The sequence below is a fragment of the Streptomyces sp. 184 genome (genome assembly GCF_045781775.1).
Taxonomy (GTDB): Bacteria; Actinomycetota; Actinomycetes; order Streptomycetales; family Streptomycetaceae; genus Streptomyces.
In genome coordinates, this window is the sequence record NZ_CP123230.1 from 3,188,589 (window position 1) to 3,205,502 (window position 16,914).

The 16,914-nt window shown below is 76.9% G+C and carries 6 protein-coding genes; 5 read left to right on the forward strand and 1 reads right to left on the reverse strand.

The window, feature by feature from the left end; genetic code table 11:
- Positions 1-88: 88 nt before the first annotated feature.
- A complete protein-coding gene (locus QBL21_RS13480) occupies positions 89-1,525 on the reverse strand; it encodes an MFS transporter (RefSeq protein WP_407562400.1) in 1,437 nt (478 codons plus the stop codon).
- A gap of 212 nt (positions 1,526-1,737) precedes the next feature.
- On the opposite strand from QBL21_RS13480, the gene QBL21_RS13485 reads away from it, so the two are divergent.
- The 5 genes from QBL21_RS13485 to QBL21_RS13505 all read left to right on the forward strand — a co-directional run bounded on the left by QBL21_RS13485 (position 1,738) and on the right by QBL21_RS13505 (position 16,844).
- On the forward strand, positions 1,738-2,934 hold the full coding sequence (locus tag QBL21_RS13485; RefSeq protein ID WP_407562401.1) for a serine hydrolase domain-containing protein: 1,197 nt from the start codon (positions 1,738-1,740) through the stop codon (positions 2,932-2,934).
- A 230-nt stretch (positions 2,935-3,164) separates the two neighbouring features.
- Positions 3,165-5,033 carry a serine/threonine-protein kinase gene (locus tag QBL21_RS13490; protein WP_407562402.1) on the forward strand — a complete coding sequence of 623 codons (1,869 nt, stop codon included), beginning with the start codon at positions 3,165-3,167 and terminating at the stop codon, positions 5,031-5,033.
- Positions 5,030-7,018 (forward strand): protein kinase domain-containing protein, encoded by a 1,989-nt coding sequence (locus QBL21_RS13495; protein WP_407562403.1) that lies wholly within the window; start codon positions 5,030-5,032, stop codon positions 7,016-7,018. The genes QBL21_RS13490 and QBL21_RS13495 overlap by 4 nt, the downstream gene beginning before the upstream one ends.
- Before the next feature lie 514 nt (positions 7,019-7,532).
- On the forward strand, positions 7,533-9,005 hold the full coding sequence (locus tag QBL21_RS13500; RefSeq protein WP_407562404.1) for an arylsulfatase: 1,473 nt from the start codon (positions 7,533-7,535) through the stop codon (positions 9,003-9,005).
- A 174-nt stretch (positions 9,006-9,179) separates the two neighbouring features.
- Complete coding sequence (locus QBL21_RS13505; RefSeq protein WP_407562405.1) at positions 9,180-16,844, forward strand: amino acid adenylation domain-containing protein; 7,665 nt, start codon at positions 9,180-9,182, stop codon at positions 16,842-16,844.
- Positions 16,845-16,914 lie beyond the last annotated feature (70 nt).

Genomic DNA, 16,914 nt, shown 5'->3' on the forward strand with positions numbered 1-16,914 from the left:
CCGAGTACGCGTACGGGGCGCGGGTGACGGGCCCGCCGTGCGGCGGCCTCCCGTGACCCGCACCCCGGTGGCGCGGCGCGGCCGTCCGTCAGCGGCGCGCCTCCTCGGCGGCGCCCGCCCCGGCGGTGGCGACCTCCGGGCGGCTGCCGCGGCGGCCCATGAACACCGCGGTCAGCAGCGCACCCGCCGCCGCCACCCCGGCGGCACCGGTGAACGCGGCACTGTACCCGTCGGTGAGCGCGGGCAGATCGCCGAGGCGGTCGGCGCCCTGCGAGGTGGCCAGCGCGGTCAGCGCGGCGAGGCCGAGGGCGGAGCCCACCTGGTACGTGGTGTTGACGATGCCGGACGCGAGCCCCGCCTGCTCCTGCGGGACGCCGGACATGGCGGCCATCAGCCCCGGGATGTACGCCAGCGACATGCCCAGCGCCGCGACCAGCGAGGCGGGCAGGACGTCGACCGCGAACGACCCGGTCGGCTCGACCGCCGACAGCCACAGCAGGCCCGCGGCCAGCGTCAGCAGCCCGGCCACCAGCAGCGGCCCGGGCCCGAACCGGCCGAGCAGCCGCGCGGCCAGCAGGGTCATGACGACCATCAGCAGCCCGGTCATCGGCAGCAGCGCGGCGCCGGAGGCGAAGGCCCCGTAGCCGAGCACCTGCTGGAGGTAGAGGTTGAGGAAGTACCACATCGGGATCCAGGCGGCGCCGAGCAGCGCCATGGCCACGTTCGCGGACGCGAGCCGCGGCGTCCGCCAGACGCCCAGCGGCATCAGCGGCGACCGCGAGGTGCGCTGGACCACCAGGAAGAGCGCCAGCAGCGCGGCGGCGCCGGCCAGTTGGACGACGGTGCCGGCGGAGCCCCAGCCCTCCTCGGGGGCCCGGACGACGGCGAAGACCGCGAGCGCAAGACCGGCGGTGACGGCGCCGGCGCCGAGCACGTCCACGCCGCCGCGGCGGGGCTGCACGGACGGCAGCAGGCCGGTGGCGAGCAGGGTGGCGATGCCGATGGGCACGTAGATGATGAAGATCCACGGCCAGCTCAGCCACTCGGTGAACACGCCGCCGAGGAACACCCCGGCGGTGCCGCCGGCCGGTGCCGCGGCGCCGTAGAGGGCGAGCGCCTTGCCCAGCTCCCGCGGGTCGTGGCTGAAGAGGATCATCAGCAGGGTCATGGCGGACGGCGCGATGAGTGCCCCGCCGACGCCCTGTACGGCGCGGCCGGCGACCTCGACCCAGGCGCTCTGCGCCGCCGCGGCGACCACGGAGCCGGCGATGAGCACGCCCCATCCGGTGACGAACACGCGCCGGGCGCCGAAGAGGTCGGACAGCCGCCCGCCCAGGAGCAGCAGGCCGCCGAAGGCGACGACGTGGGCGTTGAAGACCCACTGGAGATCGCCCGGTGAGAAGCCCAGGTCACGCTGCATCTCGGGGAGCGCGACGCCGATGATCGAGGTGTCCATGATGACCATGAACTGCGCGGTGGCGAGCACCAGGAGTGCCCACCAGCGGCGGGGCTTGGCGGATGACATGGCAGTACGCCTCCTTGAGGAACTGATACCCCTTGGGGGTATGTCGGAGTGATATAACATTACCCCCGGGGGGTATGCAAGTCCGGGGTGGCTGAGGGTGGCGTCCGGGGCCCGGTGGGGGTGATCCCTGACGCCCGGGGGCCTGCTCGCCGGTTGACTGCGATCAACGGCCCGCGCCGACCGGCGCGGGTCTGTCGAGGCAGGGGGAAGACATGACCGACGGCATGCCCGGGACGGCGCGGCGCTGGGCGCTGCTCGCCGCGGCGGGGGCCCTGATGGTGGGCGCCATCGCACCCGCCGCCGCGCTCGACGCGGGGGAGCGGGGCGCGGCCTCAAAGGACCACGACACCACCCAGGCGGCGCTGGACGCGATCGTCGCCGAGGGCACGCCCGGCGCGCTCGCCGCGGTGCGCCAGGGGCGCGACCGGTGGTCCGGCGACGCGGGGGTGGCCGACCTGGCGACGGGCGAGGCGCGCCGGGACCGCGACCGGTTCCGGGTGGGGAGCCTGACGAAGACGTTCACCGCCACGGTGCTGCTCCGGCTCGACGCCGAGGGCGTGCTCTCGCTCGACGACACCGTCGAGCGCTGGCTCCCCGGCGTCGTACGCGGCAACGGCAACGACGGCCGCAAGGTCACCGTGCGCCAACTGCTCAACCACACCAGCGGGATCTTCAACTACAACCGCGACGACGGCTTCCTCGCCAAGTTCACCGGCGAGTCCTTCCTCGTCCACCGCTACGACGGGGCCACCCCGGAAGAACTGGTCGCAATCGGCCTGTCCCACCCGCCGCTCTTCGAACCGGGCACGGGCTGGGAGTACTCCGACACCAACTACATCCTCGCCGGCATGGTCATCGAGAGCGCCACCGACGACGACTACGCCTCCCAGGTCGAGCAGTGGATCATCGAGCCGCTGGGGCTGCGGGCCACCTCCGTGCCCGGCTCCTCCGCCGCGGTGCCGCGGCCCCACGGCCGGCACTACTCCAAGCTCTACGAGGAGGACCCGGACGCCCCCGTGTACGACGTCACCGAATTCAACCCCTCCGTCGCCGGCTCCGCCGGCCAGGTCATCTCCTCCACCCGCGACCTGAACCGCTTCTACCGGGCCCTGCTGGGCGGGAAACTGCTGGCCCGCGAGCAGTTGAAGGAGATGCTCACCACCGTGCCCATCGACGCGGAGGAGTCGCGCACGAGCGGCGCACCCACCGCCGCGTACGGCCTGGGCATCCGCTCCGACCGGCTCTCCTGCGGCGTCACCGTCTGGGGCCACGGCGGCCAGGTGCCCGGCTCCCTGTCCCGGGCGGCGGGCACCCGCGACGGGCGCCACGTGCTCACCCTCAACCGCAACGGCGACTGGGGCGGCCAGGCCGGGGAGGACGCGGTGCTGGAGGCCGAGTTCTGCGACTGACGGCCGTGGGCCGCCCCGCCGCGAGCGGGGGGCCCCGGTGGCCGCCGCCCACTCCTGTGATTCGGGTGGCGGCCGTCGTGTGCGGCCGGAGCCGGCCCGCAACCGCCGGTCCGCGCGGTGGCGTCCGAGGTAGGTACGGTCCGGGGGCGGCGCCCGCGCGGCGCGGGTAGCCTGCTCCCGGCGTACGCCGACGGGCGTTGCGCCGGGGCGAGTTGGGGGGAGTACCGGGGATGACGGGGGAGCCACCGGTCGGGGTGCCGGCAGCCGAGCCGGCCGAGGTCGGGCCGTACCGGATCGTCAGACGGCTCGGCGCCGGCGGCATGGGGCAGGTGTATCTGGCGCGCTCCGCCACCGGCCGCCCGGTGGCCGTCAAGACGGTGGACTCCGGCGGCCCGGTCACCGACGACGCGCGGCGCCGGTTCGCCCGCGAGGTCGCCCTCGCGCGCCGGGTGAGCGGGGCGTACACGGCGGCGGTCATCGACGCCGACCCCGAGGCGGCGGTCCCGTGGATGGCGACGGAGTACGTGCCCGCCCCGTCGCTCGCCGAACTGGTCCGCACCCGCGGCCCGCTGCCCGCCGACGCCGCGCTGTGGGTCGCGGCCGGCACGGCGGAGGCGCTGGCTGCGCTGCACGCCCGCGGGATCGTGCACCGCGACCTGAAGCCGTCGAACGTGCTGCTGCCCCTCGACGGCCCGCGCCTCATCGACTTCGGCATCTCGCGCCCGGCCGACCTCACGCGCACCACGGTCAGCCTGGGCAGCGTCGCCTTCAGCGCCCCGGAGCAGGCGCGCGGCGAGGCGAGCACGCCTGCCGCCGACCTGTACGCGCTGGGCGCCACGGTGTTCTACCTCGTCACCGGCCGCCCGCCGTACGCCGACACCACCGACTTCTTCCGGCTGCTGCCCCGCGTGGCCAGGGCCGAGCAGGATCTCACGGGGCTGCCGCCGGAGCTGGCCGACGCGGTGCTGCCGTGCCTGCGGGCGGAGCCCGCGGAGCGGCCGGACGCGGCGGCGGTCGTCGCCGAGTTCGGCTCCCGGCTGGCGGCGCGGCCGGGTGCGGCGGGCGGCGGGGACTGGCTGCCGGCGCAGTGGCTGGCGGCGATCCGGGCGCGCGAGGCGCGCGAGCGGGTCGCGGGGGAGGAGCCGGACGGTACGGAGGCGGCCGGCGCGGAACCGGACGGCGCTGCGGCGGCCGGTACGGAACCGGGCGGCGCGGACGTGACGCGGGGCGCCGGTGACGTGGCGCGTACCGCGGCGCTGCTGCCCGACGACGCCCCGGACGCGCCCGGCGCCCCGGCGCCCGCGCGGCCCCCGGCCGGGCGCCGTCGCCGTCGCCGGCTGACGTGGCTGGTCGCCTCCGCCGCGGCCGTCGCCGTCGCCGCGTCCTCGATCGCGCTCGTCGCCCTGGCCGACGACGACGGCCGCAAACTCCCGCCGGCGACCGCCGACGACGGGGCCGCCGCGGACGGCGCGGCGGACCGCGACCAGCCCGCCGACGACGAGGCCGACCCGGGCGGCGCGAAGGACGCGGACGGCGGGGCCGGCGCGGACGGCGCCACCGAGGACCCGTACGCCGCACTCGAAACGAAGGAGGACATGGCGAGCGCCGAGCTCATCGACTCCGTACGCGAAGGCGACTGCCTGACCGTCCACTACGCCGTCATCGGCTTCGAACCCGAGAAGGCCGCACCCGACAGGGTGCCGTGCGACTCGCCGCGCGCCGCCACCCGCGTCACCGGCAAGTCCCAAGGCACGTCCGACGGCTGCCCCTCGGGCCGGGACAGCGTGGAGTGGTCGCTGCTCGACTACGGCACCGGGCTCTGCCTCGACCGCAACTTCCGGGTCGGCGACTGCTTCCCCGTCCGCGAGTACGTCGGCGGCAGGCGCGACGAGGGGTACGCCGTCTCCTCCTCCCGCCGCTGGGCCGCCAACCTCGCGTCCAAGACCGACTGCTCCGGCGGCAGCCCGTCGCGGATCTTCGAACGGCTGGCCCGGGTGACCGCCGTGCACCCGGCCTCCGCCGCGGACGACGGCGTGTGCGCCGACGCCTGGAAGGTGCAGAGCGGCACCCGGGCCGTCTGCACGGAGGTGATCGCGTGAGCGCGGGCGAAGGGGCCGCCCGGGGCGACCGGTTCGGCCCGTACGAGGTGCTGCGGCTCCTCGGCCGCGGCGGCATGGGCGAGGTGTACCTCGCCCGATCGCCCGCCGGCCGGCCGGTGGCGGTGAAGACCCTGCTCTCCGAGACGGCGCCGCTGGGCGCGGTGGAACGCGCGCGGTTCGCCCGCGAGATCGCGCTCGCCCGCCGGGCCGGCGGCGCCCACACCGCCGCGGTCATCGGCGCGGACCCGGAGGCGGCCGTGCCGTGGATGGCGACGGAGTACGTGGCCGCCCCGTCGCTCGGCGAACTGGTCCGCGACTGCGGGCTGCTGCACGACCCCGCGGCGATCGGCTGGGTCGGCGCGGGTGTGGCCGAGGCGCTGCTCGCGCTGCACGCCGTGGGCGTCGTCCACCGGGACGTCAAGCCGTCGAACGTGCTGCTGCCCGTGGCCGGTCCGAAGGTCGTCGACTTCGGCATTGCGCACGCCACCGACCTCACCAGGACGCAGGTCACGCTGGGCACCATCGCCTTCACCTCGCCGGAGCAGGCGCGCGGCGAGCCGAGCACGCCGGCGTCCGACGTGTACGCGCTGGGCGCCACCCTCTTCCACCTGGCCACCGGACACCCGCCGTACCCCGAGAGCGAGCCGCTGCAACTGCTGGTCAGGGTGTCGGAGGCGCGCGTCGAACTCGACGGGCTGCCCCCGCAGTCGGACGACCTGATACGCCCCTGCCTCCGCCTGGCGCCGGCCGACCGGCCCACGGTGCCGGAGCTGCTACGGGCCCTGACCGCCCGCGTCGCCGGGCGGCCGGACGGGGTCGGCGGCGCCGGGCTGCTGCCGGGGGAGTGGCTGGAGCGGATCGCGGGGTACGAGCGCGCGGGTGCCGCCGCGGCGGCGGAGGCGGAGACGGCACCGGCGCTGGAGGACGCCCGCCCGGCGCCCCCGAGCGCCCCGCCGGCACCGGCCCGGCCGACCGGCGGACGGTCCGGGCAGGCCGGGCAGGCCGAGCAGGCCGCGCAGATCGAACAGGCCGCGCAGATCGAGGACGACGGGCCGGAAGAACGGCCCGAGCCGGCCGGGGCCGCGAAGGACGGGCCCCGCACCCCGCCCGCCGACCCCCCGACGGGCACCGGCACCCTCCCCCTGCGCACCGGCGCCTCCCGGCCCGCCCGCCGCCCCGAAGGCCCCGGCGCCGCCGCGACGGTGCCCGCCCCGGCCCGTACCCCCGGCGGACGGGCCGCCACCGCCCCGCCGCGGCCCGCCCGCGGGCCGGCCCGGATCGCCGCGTTCGCGGGCCTGCTGTGCCTCGGCATCGTCGCCGCTCTCCTCATCAACGGGCTGCCCGGCGAGTCCCCCGGCCCGCGCGGCTCCGCCCCGCCCGCGTCCCCGGCCGAGGGCACGCCCGCCGCGCAGGACCCGACGTGGGCGCCGCCGCGCACCCCGGCCCCCGACCCCACCCCGCCCAGGACCGAGATCGCCGGGGTGGAGAAGGGCGACTGCCTCGCCATCCGCCAGCCCGCCGACCGCAACCTGGCCATGTTCGACCCGTGGTCCGGAGCGGAGGAGCCGGACCCCGTGGCCTGCGGCGCGGACAACGCGTACGTGAAGGTGACCGGGCTGCGCTGGAGCGAGTCCAACGCCGACCCGGTGTGCCCACGAGGCGAGGGCCGCGACGAGTTCCCCGTCGACTACGACCCCGGAAACGGCAGCTACACCGATCTCGCCGTCGCCGTCTGCGTCACGCGGCAGTTCCGCGCGGGGCAGTGCTTCCCCGGCCTCTACGCGGCCGACCAGCCCTCGGACAGCGCCGCGAGCTTCATGTCCGTGACTCGGTGCAGCAACACCGAGATCCCCGAGATCGACAACCGCATGTACCGCATCACCGGCGTGGAGCCGCTGGCCGACCCGCAGACATGCCCACCGGGCACGGACATCTACTGGCCCTTCACGGACCGCGGCCTGGCCCTCTGCGCGGGCACGCTCTGAACCCGCGTGCCGCCGAGTCGGCGCGCGCCGGCGTCGGCAGCGTCGGCAGCGTCGGCAGCGTCGGCAGCGTCGGCAGCGTCGGCAGCGTCGGCAGCGTCGGCAGCGTAAGGCAGCACCCGCACAAGCGCCCGGGAACGGCGCCGCGAGCAGGGCCTCCGCTCCCTCCTCGCCGATCTCGTGGCCGCGCAGGTCGAGTTCGGTGAGGGCGGCGAAGGCGTGCAGCGCCAGGCGACGGAGATCGCCGTGGCGCACCCGTGCCGGCGCTCCATGGCGCTGGCCCCGATCGGCAGCTCCGCGTCGCAGCTCTCCCGGTGCCCGGCCGCCAGCGCCTCGCTCTCGCGCCCGACCGCCTGCCGGCCGCCGCCGCCCGGCCCGACCCGCGCCCGTGGAGCGCATGGCCTGCGTGTGAACGGTGGGCAGCGGGAGTACGGGTGTTCCGGCGTGGCATGTCCGTCTTGTTGCAGGGTGATGAGATCCGTGGACCCCCTGGTCGGGCGCGTGTTCCCCTCCGGACATGACATCTGAACCGCGTGCACCGCGCCGTACGGGCGTCTCCCGGCGCGGCCTCGTCGGCGGCCTCGCCGCCGCCCCGCTGGCCGGCCTGGCCGCCCTCTCCGCGGTGTCCGCCGCCCGCTCGCCGGGAACGCCGTCCGCGGCACCGGCCGCCCCGGCGCGACCGGCGTCCGCCCGCGTCGCCGCGGGGCCGCCCCGCCCCGGGCGGCGGCGGCCGAACATCGTGCTCGTCGTCCTCGACGACCTCGGCCGCGGGGAGGTCGGCAGCTACGGCCAGCGCACCATCCGCACCCCGGTGCTGGACCGACTGGCCGCCGACGGGCTGCGGTTCACGGACGCGTACGCGAACCCCTCCTGCGCGCCCACCCGGGCGTCGCTGCTGACCGGGCTGCACACCGGACACGCCCGGGTGAAGTCCAACGCCGATGCCACCGCCGGCCTGCGGGCCGAGGACGTGACCGTGGCCGAGGTGCTGCGCGCGGCCGGGTACACGACCGGGCACGTCGGCAAGTGGGGCCTCGGCCCCGACAACGGCGCCAACCCCAGCCACCCCAACAGCCAGGGCTTCGACCACTTCTTCGGCCACATCGACCAGCGGCACGCGCACGACTACTGGCCCACCTACCTCTGGCGCAACGGCGAGCGCGTCAGCCACCCGGAGAACGAGGGCGCCGACACCACGTACACCACCGACCTGTTCACGCAGGAGGCGCTGGACTTCATCGACCGCAGCAAGGACGACCCCTTCTTCCTCTACCTCGCCTACACCACGCCGCACGCGCCCAACGAGATCCCCAGCGACGCCCCGTACGGCGGCGAGGACTGGCCCGAGGGGGAGCGCAACCACGCGGCGCAGATCACCCGCACCGACGCCGACATCGGCCGGGTGCTCGACCGGCTCGCGCGGCACGGCCTCGCCGACGACACCCTTGTCCTCGTCACCAGCGACAACGGCCCGCACGCCGCCGGGCACAACATGGGGCACGTCGGCAGTACGCTGCCGCACGACGTGGAGTTCTTCGACAGCAACGGCCCCCTCCGCGGCCGCAAGTTCGGCGTGTACGAGGGCGGCGTCCGGGTGCCGCTCATCGTCCGGCCGCCCGCCGCGCTGCGGCGCGCGGGCGGCCTCGCGCCGGGCACGGTGCTGCGGCAGCCGGTGGCCGTGTGGGACCTGCTGCCGACGCTCGCCGACGCCGGGCGCGCCGAGGTGCCGCCGGGCCTGGACGGGGTGTCGTTCGTACCGGCGCTGACCGGCCGGGCGCAGCCGGAGCACGCCTACCTGTACTGGGAGGCCGACGGCGCGGACGAGGCGGTGCGGTTCGGCGACTGGAAGGGCGTACGGCCCGAGGGGGGACCCGTGGAGCTGTACCACCTGCGCCGGGACCCGTACGAGTCGACGGACGTCGCCGCCGCGCACCCGGCGCTGGTCCGGCGCGCCGAGCGGCTGCTGGCCGACGCCGTGGCGGCGCGATGAGCTGAAATCGTCCTATCGCACTGCACCTCATTCCTTCGAGTGTTGTGCACCTCCAGGTGCAGGAATGCTCTGCAACGGCTGGCACGATGATCCACATCTTCCTCCCCCGGGGCCGAAGCGGCCCAAGCCACCGTTCTCCAGCAGAGATTGCCGGCACCAGCAGGAGGTCCGTCGTTGTCCCGTAGTCAGGTCTCCGCAGAGCACGGCGGCGCGCCGCCCCGCGACCTGCCGGCGCCACAGGCGCCGTCGGTCACCCTGCCGGTGACCGCGGGGCAGCGGGAGGTGTGGCTCGCCGAGCAGCACTCGCCGGCGCACCGGTCGGCGCTGCGGCTCGGCGAATACCTGGCGATCGACGGGCCGGTGGAGCCTAACCTGTTCGAGGCGGCGCTGCGCCAGGTCGTCCGCGAGGCCGACGCGTTGCGCGTACGGCTGGTGGCGGGCGCGGACGGTCCCGTACAGGTGCTGGAGCGCGAACTGCCGTGGACGCTCGCCTCCGTCGACCTGAGCGGCGCACCCGACCCCGAGGCGGCCGCACGCGCGTGGGTCGACGCCGACGTGGCCCGGCCCATGGACCTGGCCACCGGGCCGCTGTTCAGCTTCGCGCTGCTCAAGCTCGCGCCGGATCGGTTCTGGTGGTACCACACGTACCACCACGCGGCCGTCGACGCGTTCGGCTACGCCCTCGTGGCCCGACGCGCCGCCGAGGTGTACACGGCTCTCGTACGGGGCCACGACGCCGGCCCCTCGCCCTTCGGCCCGCTGGCGGCGCTGGTCCGGGCCGACCGGGAGTACCAGGAGTCCGCCGACCGCGCCGCCGACCGCGCGTACTGGACACGGCAGTTGGCCGGCTGGACGCGCGCCGCCGCTGCCGACGCAGGCGCCCGGGACGGCAGGAGCACCGCGGACGGCAGGGGCGGCGGGACCGCGCGGCTGCCGCAGCAGCGGCCGGCGGCCGAAGAAGCCGCCTCCCCCGAAGGCCCCGCGGGACCGGCGGCCGGGGACCCCGCGGACCGGCCCGCCCACCGGCCCGTGCCGCGCACCGAGTTGCTGCCGCTGCTGCGCCCGCGGGAGCTGCGCGCCGCCGCCCGGCGCGCCGGGATCTCCCGCTTCCGCCTGGTGTTCGCCGCCGTCGCGCTCTACGAGCACCGCCGCACCGGCGCCCGCGACATCGTCCTCGGCCTGACCGTCGCCGGCCGGACGGGACCGGACTCCCGCGCCACCCCGGGGATGCTGGCCAACAGCGTCCCGGTACGCCTGACCGTACGGCCCGGCATGCCGCTGCGGGACCTGCTCGCCCAGGTCGACGCGCGCATGCGCGAGGCGGTGGAGCACCAGCGCTACCGCGCCGAGGACCTGCACCGCGACCTCGGCCTGTCCCGCGGCCCCGGCACCGCGTACGCGCCGATGGTCAACCTCATCGGCTTCGACTACGACATCTCCTTCGCCGGCCACCGCTGCACTGCCCACAACCTGTCGTTCCCGCTCGGCGCCGACCTGATGATCATGGTGTGGGACCGCCGGGACGGCCGCGGCCCGCACCTGCGGCTGCACGCGCCGCCCGGCGTCCACGGCGCCGCCGAACTGGCGGACACCCAGCGCCGGCTGCTGGAGTTCGTGGCGCATCTGGCGGACACCGACCCGCACGTCCCCGTCGGCCGGCTCGACGCGCTGCCCGCCGGTGAGCGGCGGCAGTTGCTCGCGCTCGGCGACGCCACCGCCGCCGCCGCGCCCGCGACGCCGGTCGGGGCGCTCTTCGAGGCGCAGGTGCGCCGGACGCCCGAGGCGCCCGCCGTGGCGTCCGGCGGCACCACCGTGTCGTACGCGGAGCTGAACGCCCGCGCCAACCGGCTCGCGCACGCGCTCGCCGCCCGGGGGATCGGGGCGGAGGACGTCGTCGCGCTCGTCCTGCCGCGGTCGGTGGACCTCGTTGTCGCCGAACTCGCCGTGCTGAAGGCCGGCGCCGCCTACCTGCCGGTCGACCCCGGATACCCGCCCGCGCGGCGGGAGTTCATGCTCGGCGACGCCCGCCCCGCCCTCGTCCTTTCCGACCCGCGCGCCCTCGCCGAGCTGGCCGCCGGCCGGCCCGACACCGACCCGGGCATCGACGTCGACCCGCGCCGCCCCGCGTACGTGATCTACACCTCGGGCTCCACCGGCCGCCCCAAGGGCGTCGTGGTGCCGCACCGGGGCGTCGCCTCGCTCGTCGCCTTCCACACCGATCGGCTGCGGATCACCCCCGGCAGCCGCTTCCCGCAGCTCGCCTCCCCCAGCTTCGACGCCTGCACCTGGGAGATGTGCGTCGCGCTGCTCACCGGCGCCACGCTCGTGCTCGCCCCCGAGGACGACCCGCTGGCCGTCCTCACCGACCCCGCCTTCGGCATCACCCACGCCTTCGTGCCGCCGTCCGCCCTCGCCGTGGTGTCCGAGCCGGACAGCCCCGTGTCGACGCTCGCGGTCGGCGGCGAGCCGGTGCCGCCGGGGCTGGTCGCACGGTGGGCGCCCGGCCGGCGGTTCATGAACGTCTACGGGCCGACCGAGACCACCGCGATGGTGACCACCAGCCTGCCCCTCACGCCGGACGGCACCGCCCCGCCGATCGGCGGGCCGCACTCCGGCACCCGCCTGTACGTCCTGGACAGCGCGCTCCAGCCCGTCCCCGTGGGCACCCCCGGGGAGCTGTACATCGCCGGAGTGTCCCTCGCCCGCGGCTATCTGTGCCGGCCGGGGCTGACGGCCCTGCGGTTCGTGGCCGACCCGTACGGCCCGCCCGGGACCCGGATGTACCGGACCGGCGACGTGGTGCGCTGGCGCCCCGACGGGCAGGTGGACTTCGTCGGCCGCGCCGACCGGCAGGTCAAGATCCGCGGCTTCCGCATCGAGCAGGAGGAGGTCGAGGCGGCGCTGCTCGCCTGCCCCGGCGTCGCCGGGGCCGCGGTGCTCGCCCGCCGCGACCCGCCGGACGGCGACCTGCGGCTCGTCGCGTACGTCGTGGCGGCCGAGGACGGGCTGCGCGCGCCCGCGCTGCGCGAGCCCCTGCGCGCCCGGCTGCCCGGCTTCATGGTGCCCTCGGCGTTCGTCATGCTCGGCGAACTGCCGCTGAACGCCAACGGGAAGATCGACCGCGACGCCCTGCCCGCTCCCGAGGGGGACCCCGGGGAGGCCGCGGGCGCGCCGCCGCGCACCCCGCGCGAGCGGCTGCTGTGCGAGCTGTTCGCCGACGTGCTCGGCGTGCCGGACGTCGGCGCGGACACCGACTTCTTCGCCGCGGGCGGGCACTCGCTCCAGGCGATCCGCCTGGTCGCCAGGATCCGTACCGCTCTCGGGGCCGACCTCGCGCTCAGCGCGCTCTTCGAGGCGCCGACGGCCGCCCGGCTGGCGGCGCGGCTCGACGGCGCCGGCCCGGCCCGGCCGCCGCTCACCGCCGGGCCGCGGGCGGAGGCGGCGCCGCTGTCGTACGCGCAGCAGCGGCTGTGGTTCCTGCACCGCGCCGAGGGCCCCGGCGCCACGTACAACATCCCCTTCGCGCAGCGGTTCACCGGCGAGATCGACCGGGACGCGCTGGAGCGGGCGCTGGGCGACGTGGTGGCCCGGCACGAGAGCCTGCGCACGGTCTTCCCCGACACGGGCGGCGGCACGGACGCCGGCACCGGCGCCGACCCCGGGCCGCGGCAGCGGATCCTCGGCCCCGCCGCGGCCCGGCCCGCGCTGCCCGTCACCGAGGTCGCCGGCGAGGCGGAGCTGCGGCGGCGGCTGGCCGAGGCCGTGCGCTACGGCTTCGACCTCGCCGTCGAACCGCCGCTGCGCGCCGAGCTGTTCGTGCTCGGCCCCGCCGAGTCCGTGCTGTGCCTCGTCATCCACCACATCGCCGCCGACGGCTGGTCCATGACCCCGCTCACCCGCGACCTGGCGACCGCGTACGCCGCCCGCCTGCGCGGCCGGGAGCCCGACTGGCCGCCGCTGCCCGTCCGCTACACCGACTACACCCTCTGGCAGCGCAGCCTCCTCGGCGCCCCCGACGACCCGGACGGCCTGCTGCACCGCCAGCTCGCCCACTGGACGTCGGCGCTCGCCGGGCTGCCCGACGAGATCGCGCTGCCCCGCGACCGGCCCCGGCCCGCCGTCGCCTCGTACGCGGGCGGCCGGGTCCCGCTGCACATCGACGCCGAACTGCACGCCGCGCTCGCCCAGTTGGGGACCCGCTCGGGCGCCAGCCTGTTCATGGTGCTGCACGCGGGCCTGGCGGCCCTGCTGACCAAGCTCGGCGCGGGCACCGACGTGCCCGTCGGCAGCGTGATCGCCGGCCGCACCGACCAGGCCCTGGACGACCTGGTGGGCTTCTTCGTCAACACGCTGGTGCTGCGCACCGACACCTCGGGCGACCCCGCGTTCGCGGAGCTGCTGGAGCGCGTACGCGACACCGCGCTGGCCGCGTACGCCCACCAGGACGTGCCCTTCGAGCGGCTCGTCGAAGCGCTCGGCCCGCCCCGCTCCCCGGGCCGCCACCCGCTGTTCCAGGTCGCGCTCTCCGTCGACGCCGACGAGACCGCGGAGTTCACGCTCCCCGGGCTGCGCACCTCCCGGATGCGGGTGCCCACGCAGACCGCCAAGTTCGACCTGGACATCGGCATCGGCGAACAGCGCTCCCCGCGAGGCGAACACCTCGGTCTGACCGGCACCCTCGACTACGCCACCGACGTGTTCGACCGCGCCACCGTCCAGGACCTCGCCGACCGCTGGGTGCGCCTGCTGCGGGCCGCCGCGGCCGAACCGAACCTGCGGATCAGCCGCATCGACGTGCTCACCGACGCCGAACGCCGCCTGCTGACCGGCGGCGCCGCCGACGACCGCGCCCCCGCCCCGGCGCCGCCGCCCGCGCGCACGCTCACCGAGCTGTTCCGCGCGCGGGTACGTGCCGCCCCCGACGCGATCGCCGTCGCGGCGGGCGGTACGGAGCTGACGTACGCCGAACTCGACGCCCGCGCCGGCCGGCTCGCGCACGCCGTCGCCGCCCGCGGCGCCGGCGCCGAGGACGTCGTCGCCCTCGCCCTGCCGCGCTCCGCCGACCTCGTCGTGGCCCTCCTCGCCGTGCTCAAGGCCGGCGCCGCCTACCTGCCGCTCGACCCCGGCTACCCGGCCCCGCGCCTCGCGGCCATGGTCGCCGACGCCCGCCCCGTGCTGCTGCTCACGGACACCGCCACCGCGTCCGCCGGCACCCTCGGCACCGGCACCCCGCGGCTGCTGCTCGACACCCCCGAGACCGCCGCGGAGCTGAAGGGCCTGCCCGACACCGACCCCGGCCCCGCCCCGCGGCCCGGGCACCCCGCGTACGTCATCTACACCTCCGGCTCGACCGGCGCGCCCAAGGGCGTCGTCGCCCGGCACGCGAGCGTCGCCGCCGTCGCCGAGCGGTACCGGGAGCGGGTCTTCGGCCCGGTGGCCCGGCGCGCCGGCGGCCGGCCGCTGCGGGTCGCGCTGACCGCCTCGGTGTCCTTCGACGCCTCGTGGGGCCAGCTCGCGGCCCTCGCCGGCGGCCACGAGCTGCACGTGCCGGACGCCGGTACGTGGGCGGACGCCGACCGCTTCGTCGCGTGGCTGGCCGAACGGCGCGTCGACAGCGTCGACGTCACGCCCTCGTACATGCAGGTGCTGTGCGACCGCGGCCTGTTCGCGCACGGGCGCCGGCACCCCGCCCTCGCCGTCCTGGGCGGCGAGGCGCTGCCGGAGGGGCTCTGGCGCGAGCTGCGCGCCGTGCCCGGGCTGACCGCCCACAACATGTACGGGCCCACCGAGTGCACCGTCGACTGCGTGCAGGCGCGGCTGGACGACGCCGCCACCCCCGTGCTCGGCCGGCCCGTCCCCGGCGCCCGCGCGTACGTCCTGGACGCCGCGCTGCGCCCGGTGCCGCCCGGCGTGACCGGCGAGCTGTACATCGCCGGGGCCGGCCTGGCGCGCGGCTACCTGCGCCGCCCCGGCGAGACGGCCCGGCGGTTCGTGGCCGACCCGTACGGCCCCCCGGGCACGCGGATGTACCGCACCGGCGACCTCGCCCGCCGCCGCCGCGACGGCCGCCTCGACTTCGCCGGCCGCGCCGACGACCAGGTCAAGGTCCGCGGCCACCGCGTCGAACCCGGCGAGGTCGAAGCCGCCCTCGCCGCCCACCCCGCCGTCGCCCACGCCGCCGTGACCGCCCGCGCCGACCACCGCGGCGACACCAGGCTCGTCGCCTACGCCGTGCCCGCCGCCGGCGACCCCGGCACCGGCCCCGCGGCGCTGCGCACCTTCCTCCGCGAACGGCTGCCCGCCCACGCCGTGCCGTCGGCGGTCGTGGCGCTGCCCGAGCTGCCGCTGACGCCCAACGGCAAACTCGACCGCCGCGCCCTGCCGGACCCGGGCACCGCCGCGCCTCCCGGCGCCGGCCGCGCCCCGCGCACCCCGTACGAGAAGGCCCTGTGCGAGCTGTTCGCCGAAACGCTGGAGCTGCCCGCGGTCGGCGTCGACGACGACTTCTTCGAACTGGGCGGCCACTCCCTGCTCGCCACCCGGCTCGCCGGCCGCATCGGCGAACGGCTCGCCGTCCCCTTCAGCCTCTCCGCGCTCCTGGAGGCCCCCACCCCGGCCGGGCTCGCCCGGCAGCTCACCGCCGACGGCCCGCGGGCCGCACCCTCCTGGGTGCCGGACACCGAGGCCAAACTCAGCCCCGCGCTGCGGTTCACCGCCGCCCCGCCGCCGGCCGGCGGCCCGCGCGAGGTGCTGCTGACCGGCGCCACCGGCTTCGTCGGGGCGTTCCTCCTCGCCGAGTTGCTGCGCGCCACCACCGCCCGGGTGCACTGCCTGGTCCGGGCGCGCACCGCCGCCGAGGCGTGCGAGCGGCTGGCCGCCGCCCTGCGCGCGTACGGCATCGACGCCGCGGCCGGCGACCCGCGGACCGTCGTCGTCCCGGGCGACCTCGGTGCCGTCGACCTCGGCGCCGGGCCGGAGCGCTGGGCCGGGCTGCGCGACGGCGTCGACACGATCGTCCACGCCGGCGCCCGCGTCCACCACCTCTCGCCGTACGCCCGGCTGAAGCCGGCCAACGTCGAGGGCACCCGCACCCTGCTGGGGCTGGCGGCCGAAGGGCGGCCGAAGGCGTTCCACCACCTGTCGACGCTCGGGGTGTTCCGGGCGCACGGCCCCGCCGCCCCGCCCGTCACGGAGGAGTCGCCGACCGGCGGCGAGCAGCACCCGTACGGCAAGGGCTACTCCGCGAGCAAGTGGGTCGCCGACCGGCTGGTGGAGCGGGCGTTCGCGCGCGGCGCGAGCGGCGGGATCCACCGGCTCGGCCGCATCTGGGCGCACTCCGCGACCGGCGCCGTCAACCGCGACGACATGTTCTCGCGACTCCTGGCGAGCTGCGCCGAACTCGGCTGCCACCCGGTGGAGCCGGCGCTCGACGAGGCGCTGCTCCCCGTCGACGTCCTCGCCCGCGCCGTCGTCGCGCTGGTGCTGCGGGACGACGGCGGCCCCGGCGCCGTCCACCACCTGCACCACCCGCAACGCACCGGCCCCGGCGCCTTCATGGCCGGACACGACCGGCTGCACGGGACGCGCTCCGCCGAGGTGCCGCTCGCCGTGTGGCTGGAGCGCCTGCGCGAGACGGGCGCACGCGGCCTTGAGCTGCCGATCGCGCCGTACCGCGAATACCTGGAGAGCCTGGCCGCCGCGCCGGCGGCGAGACCAGGCCCGCCAGGTCCTGCGTTCGACAACGGCAGGACGGTCGCGCGGCTGCGGCGGTACGGGATCGCCCTCCCGGACGTCGATGCCACCGCCGTCGACGCCTACTGGACCTTCGTGAACCACTAGCGCGCGCCTGCCGTACGAGACCGACCGTCCGCGCCGCCGCGGCGGCGCACCGCCCGAGAGAACCGGTGAC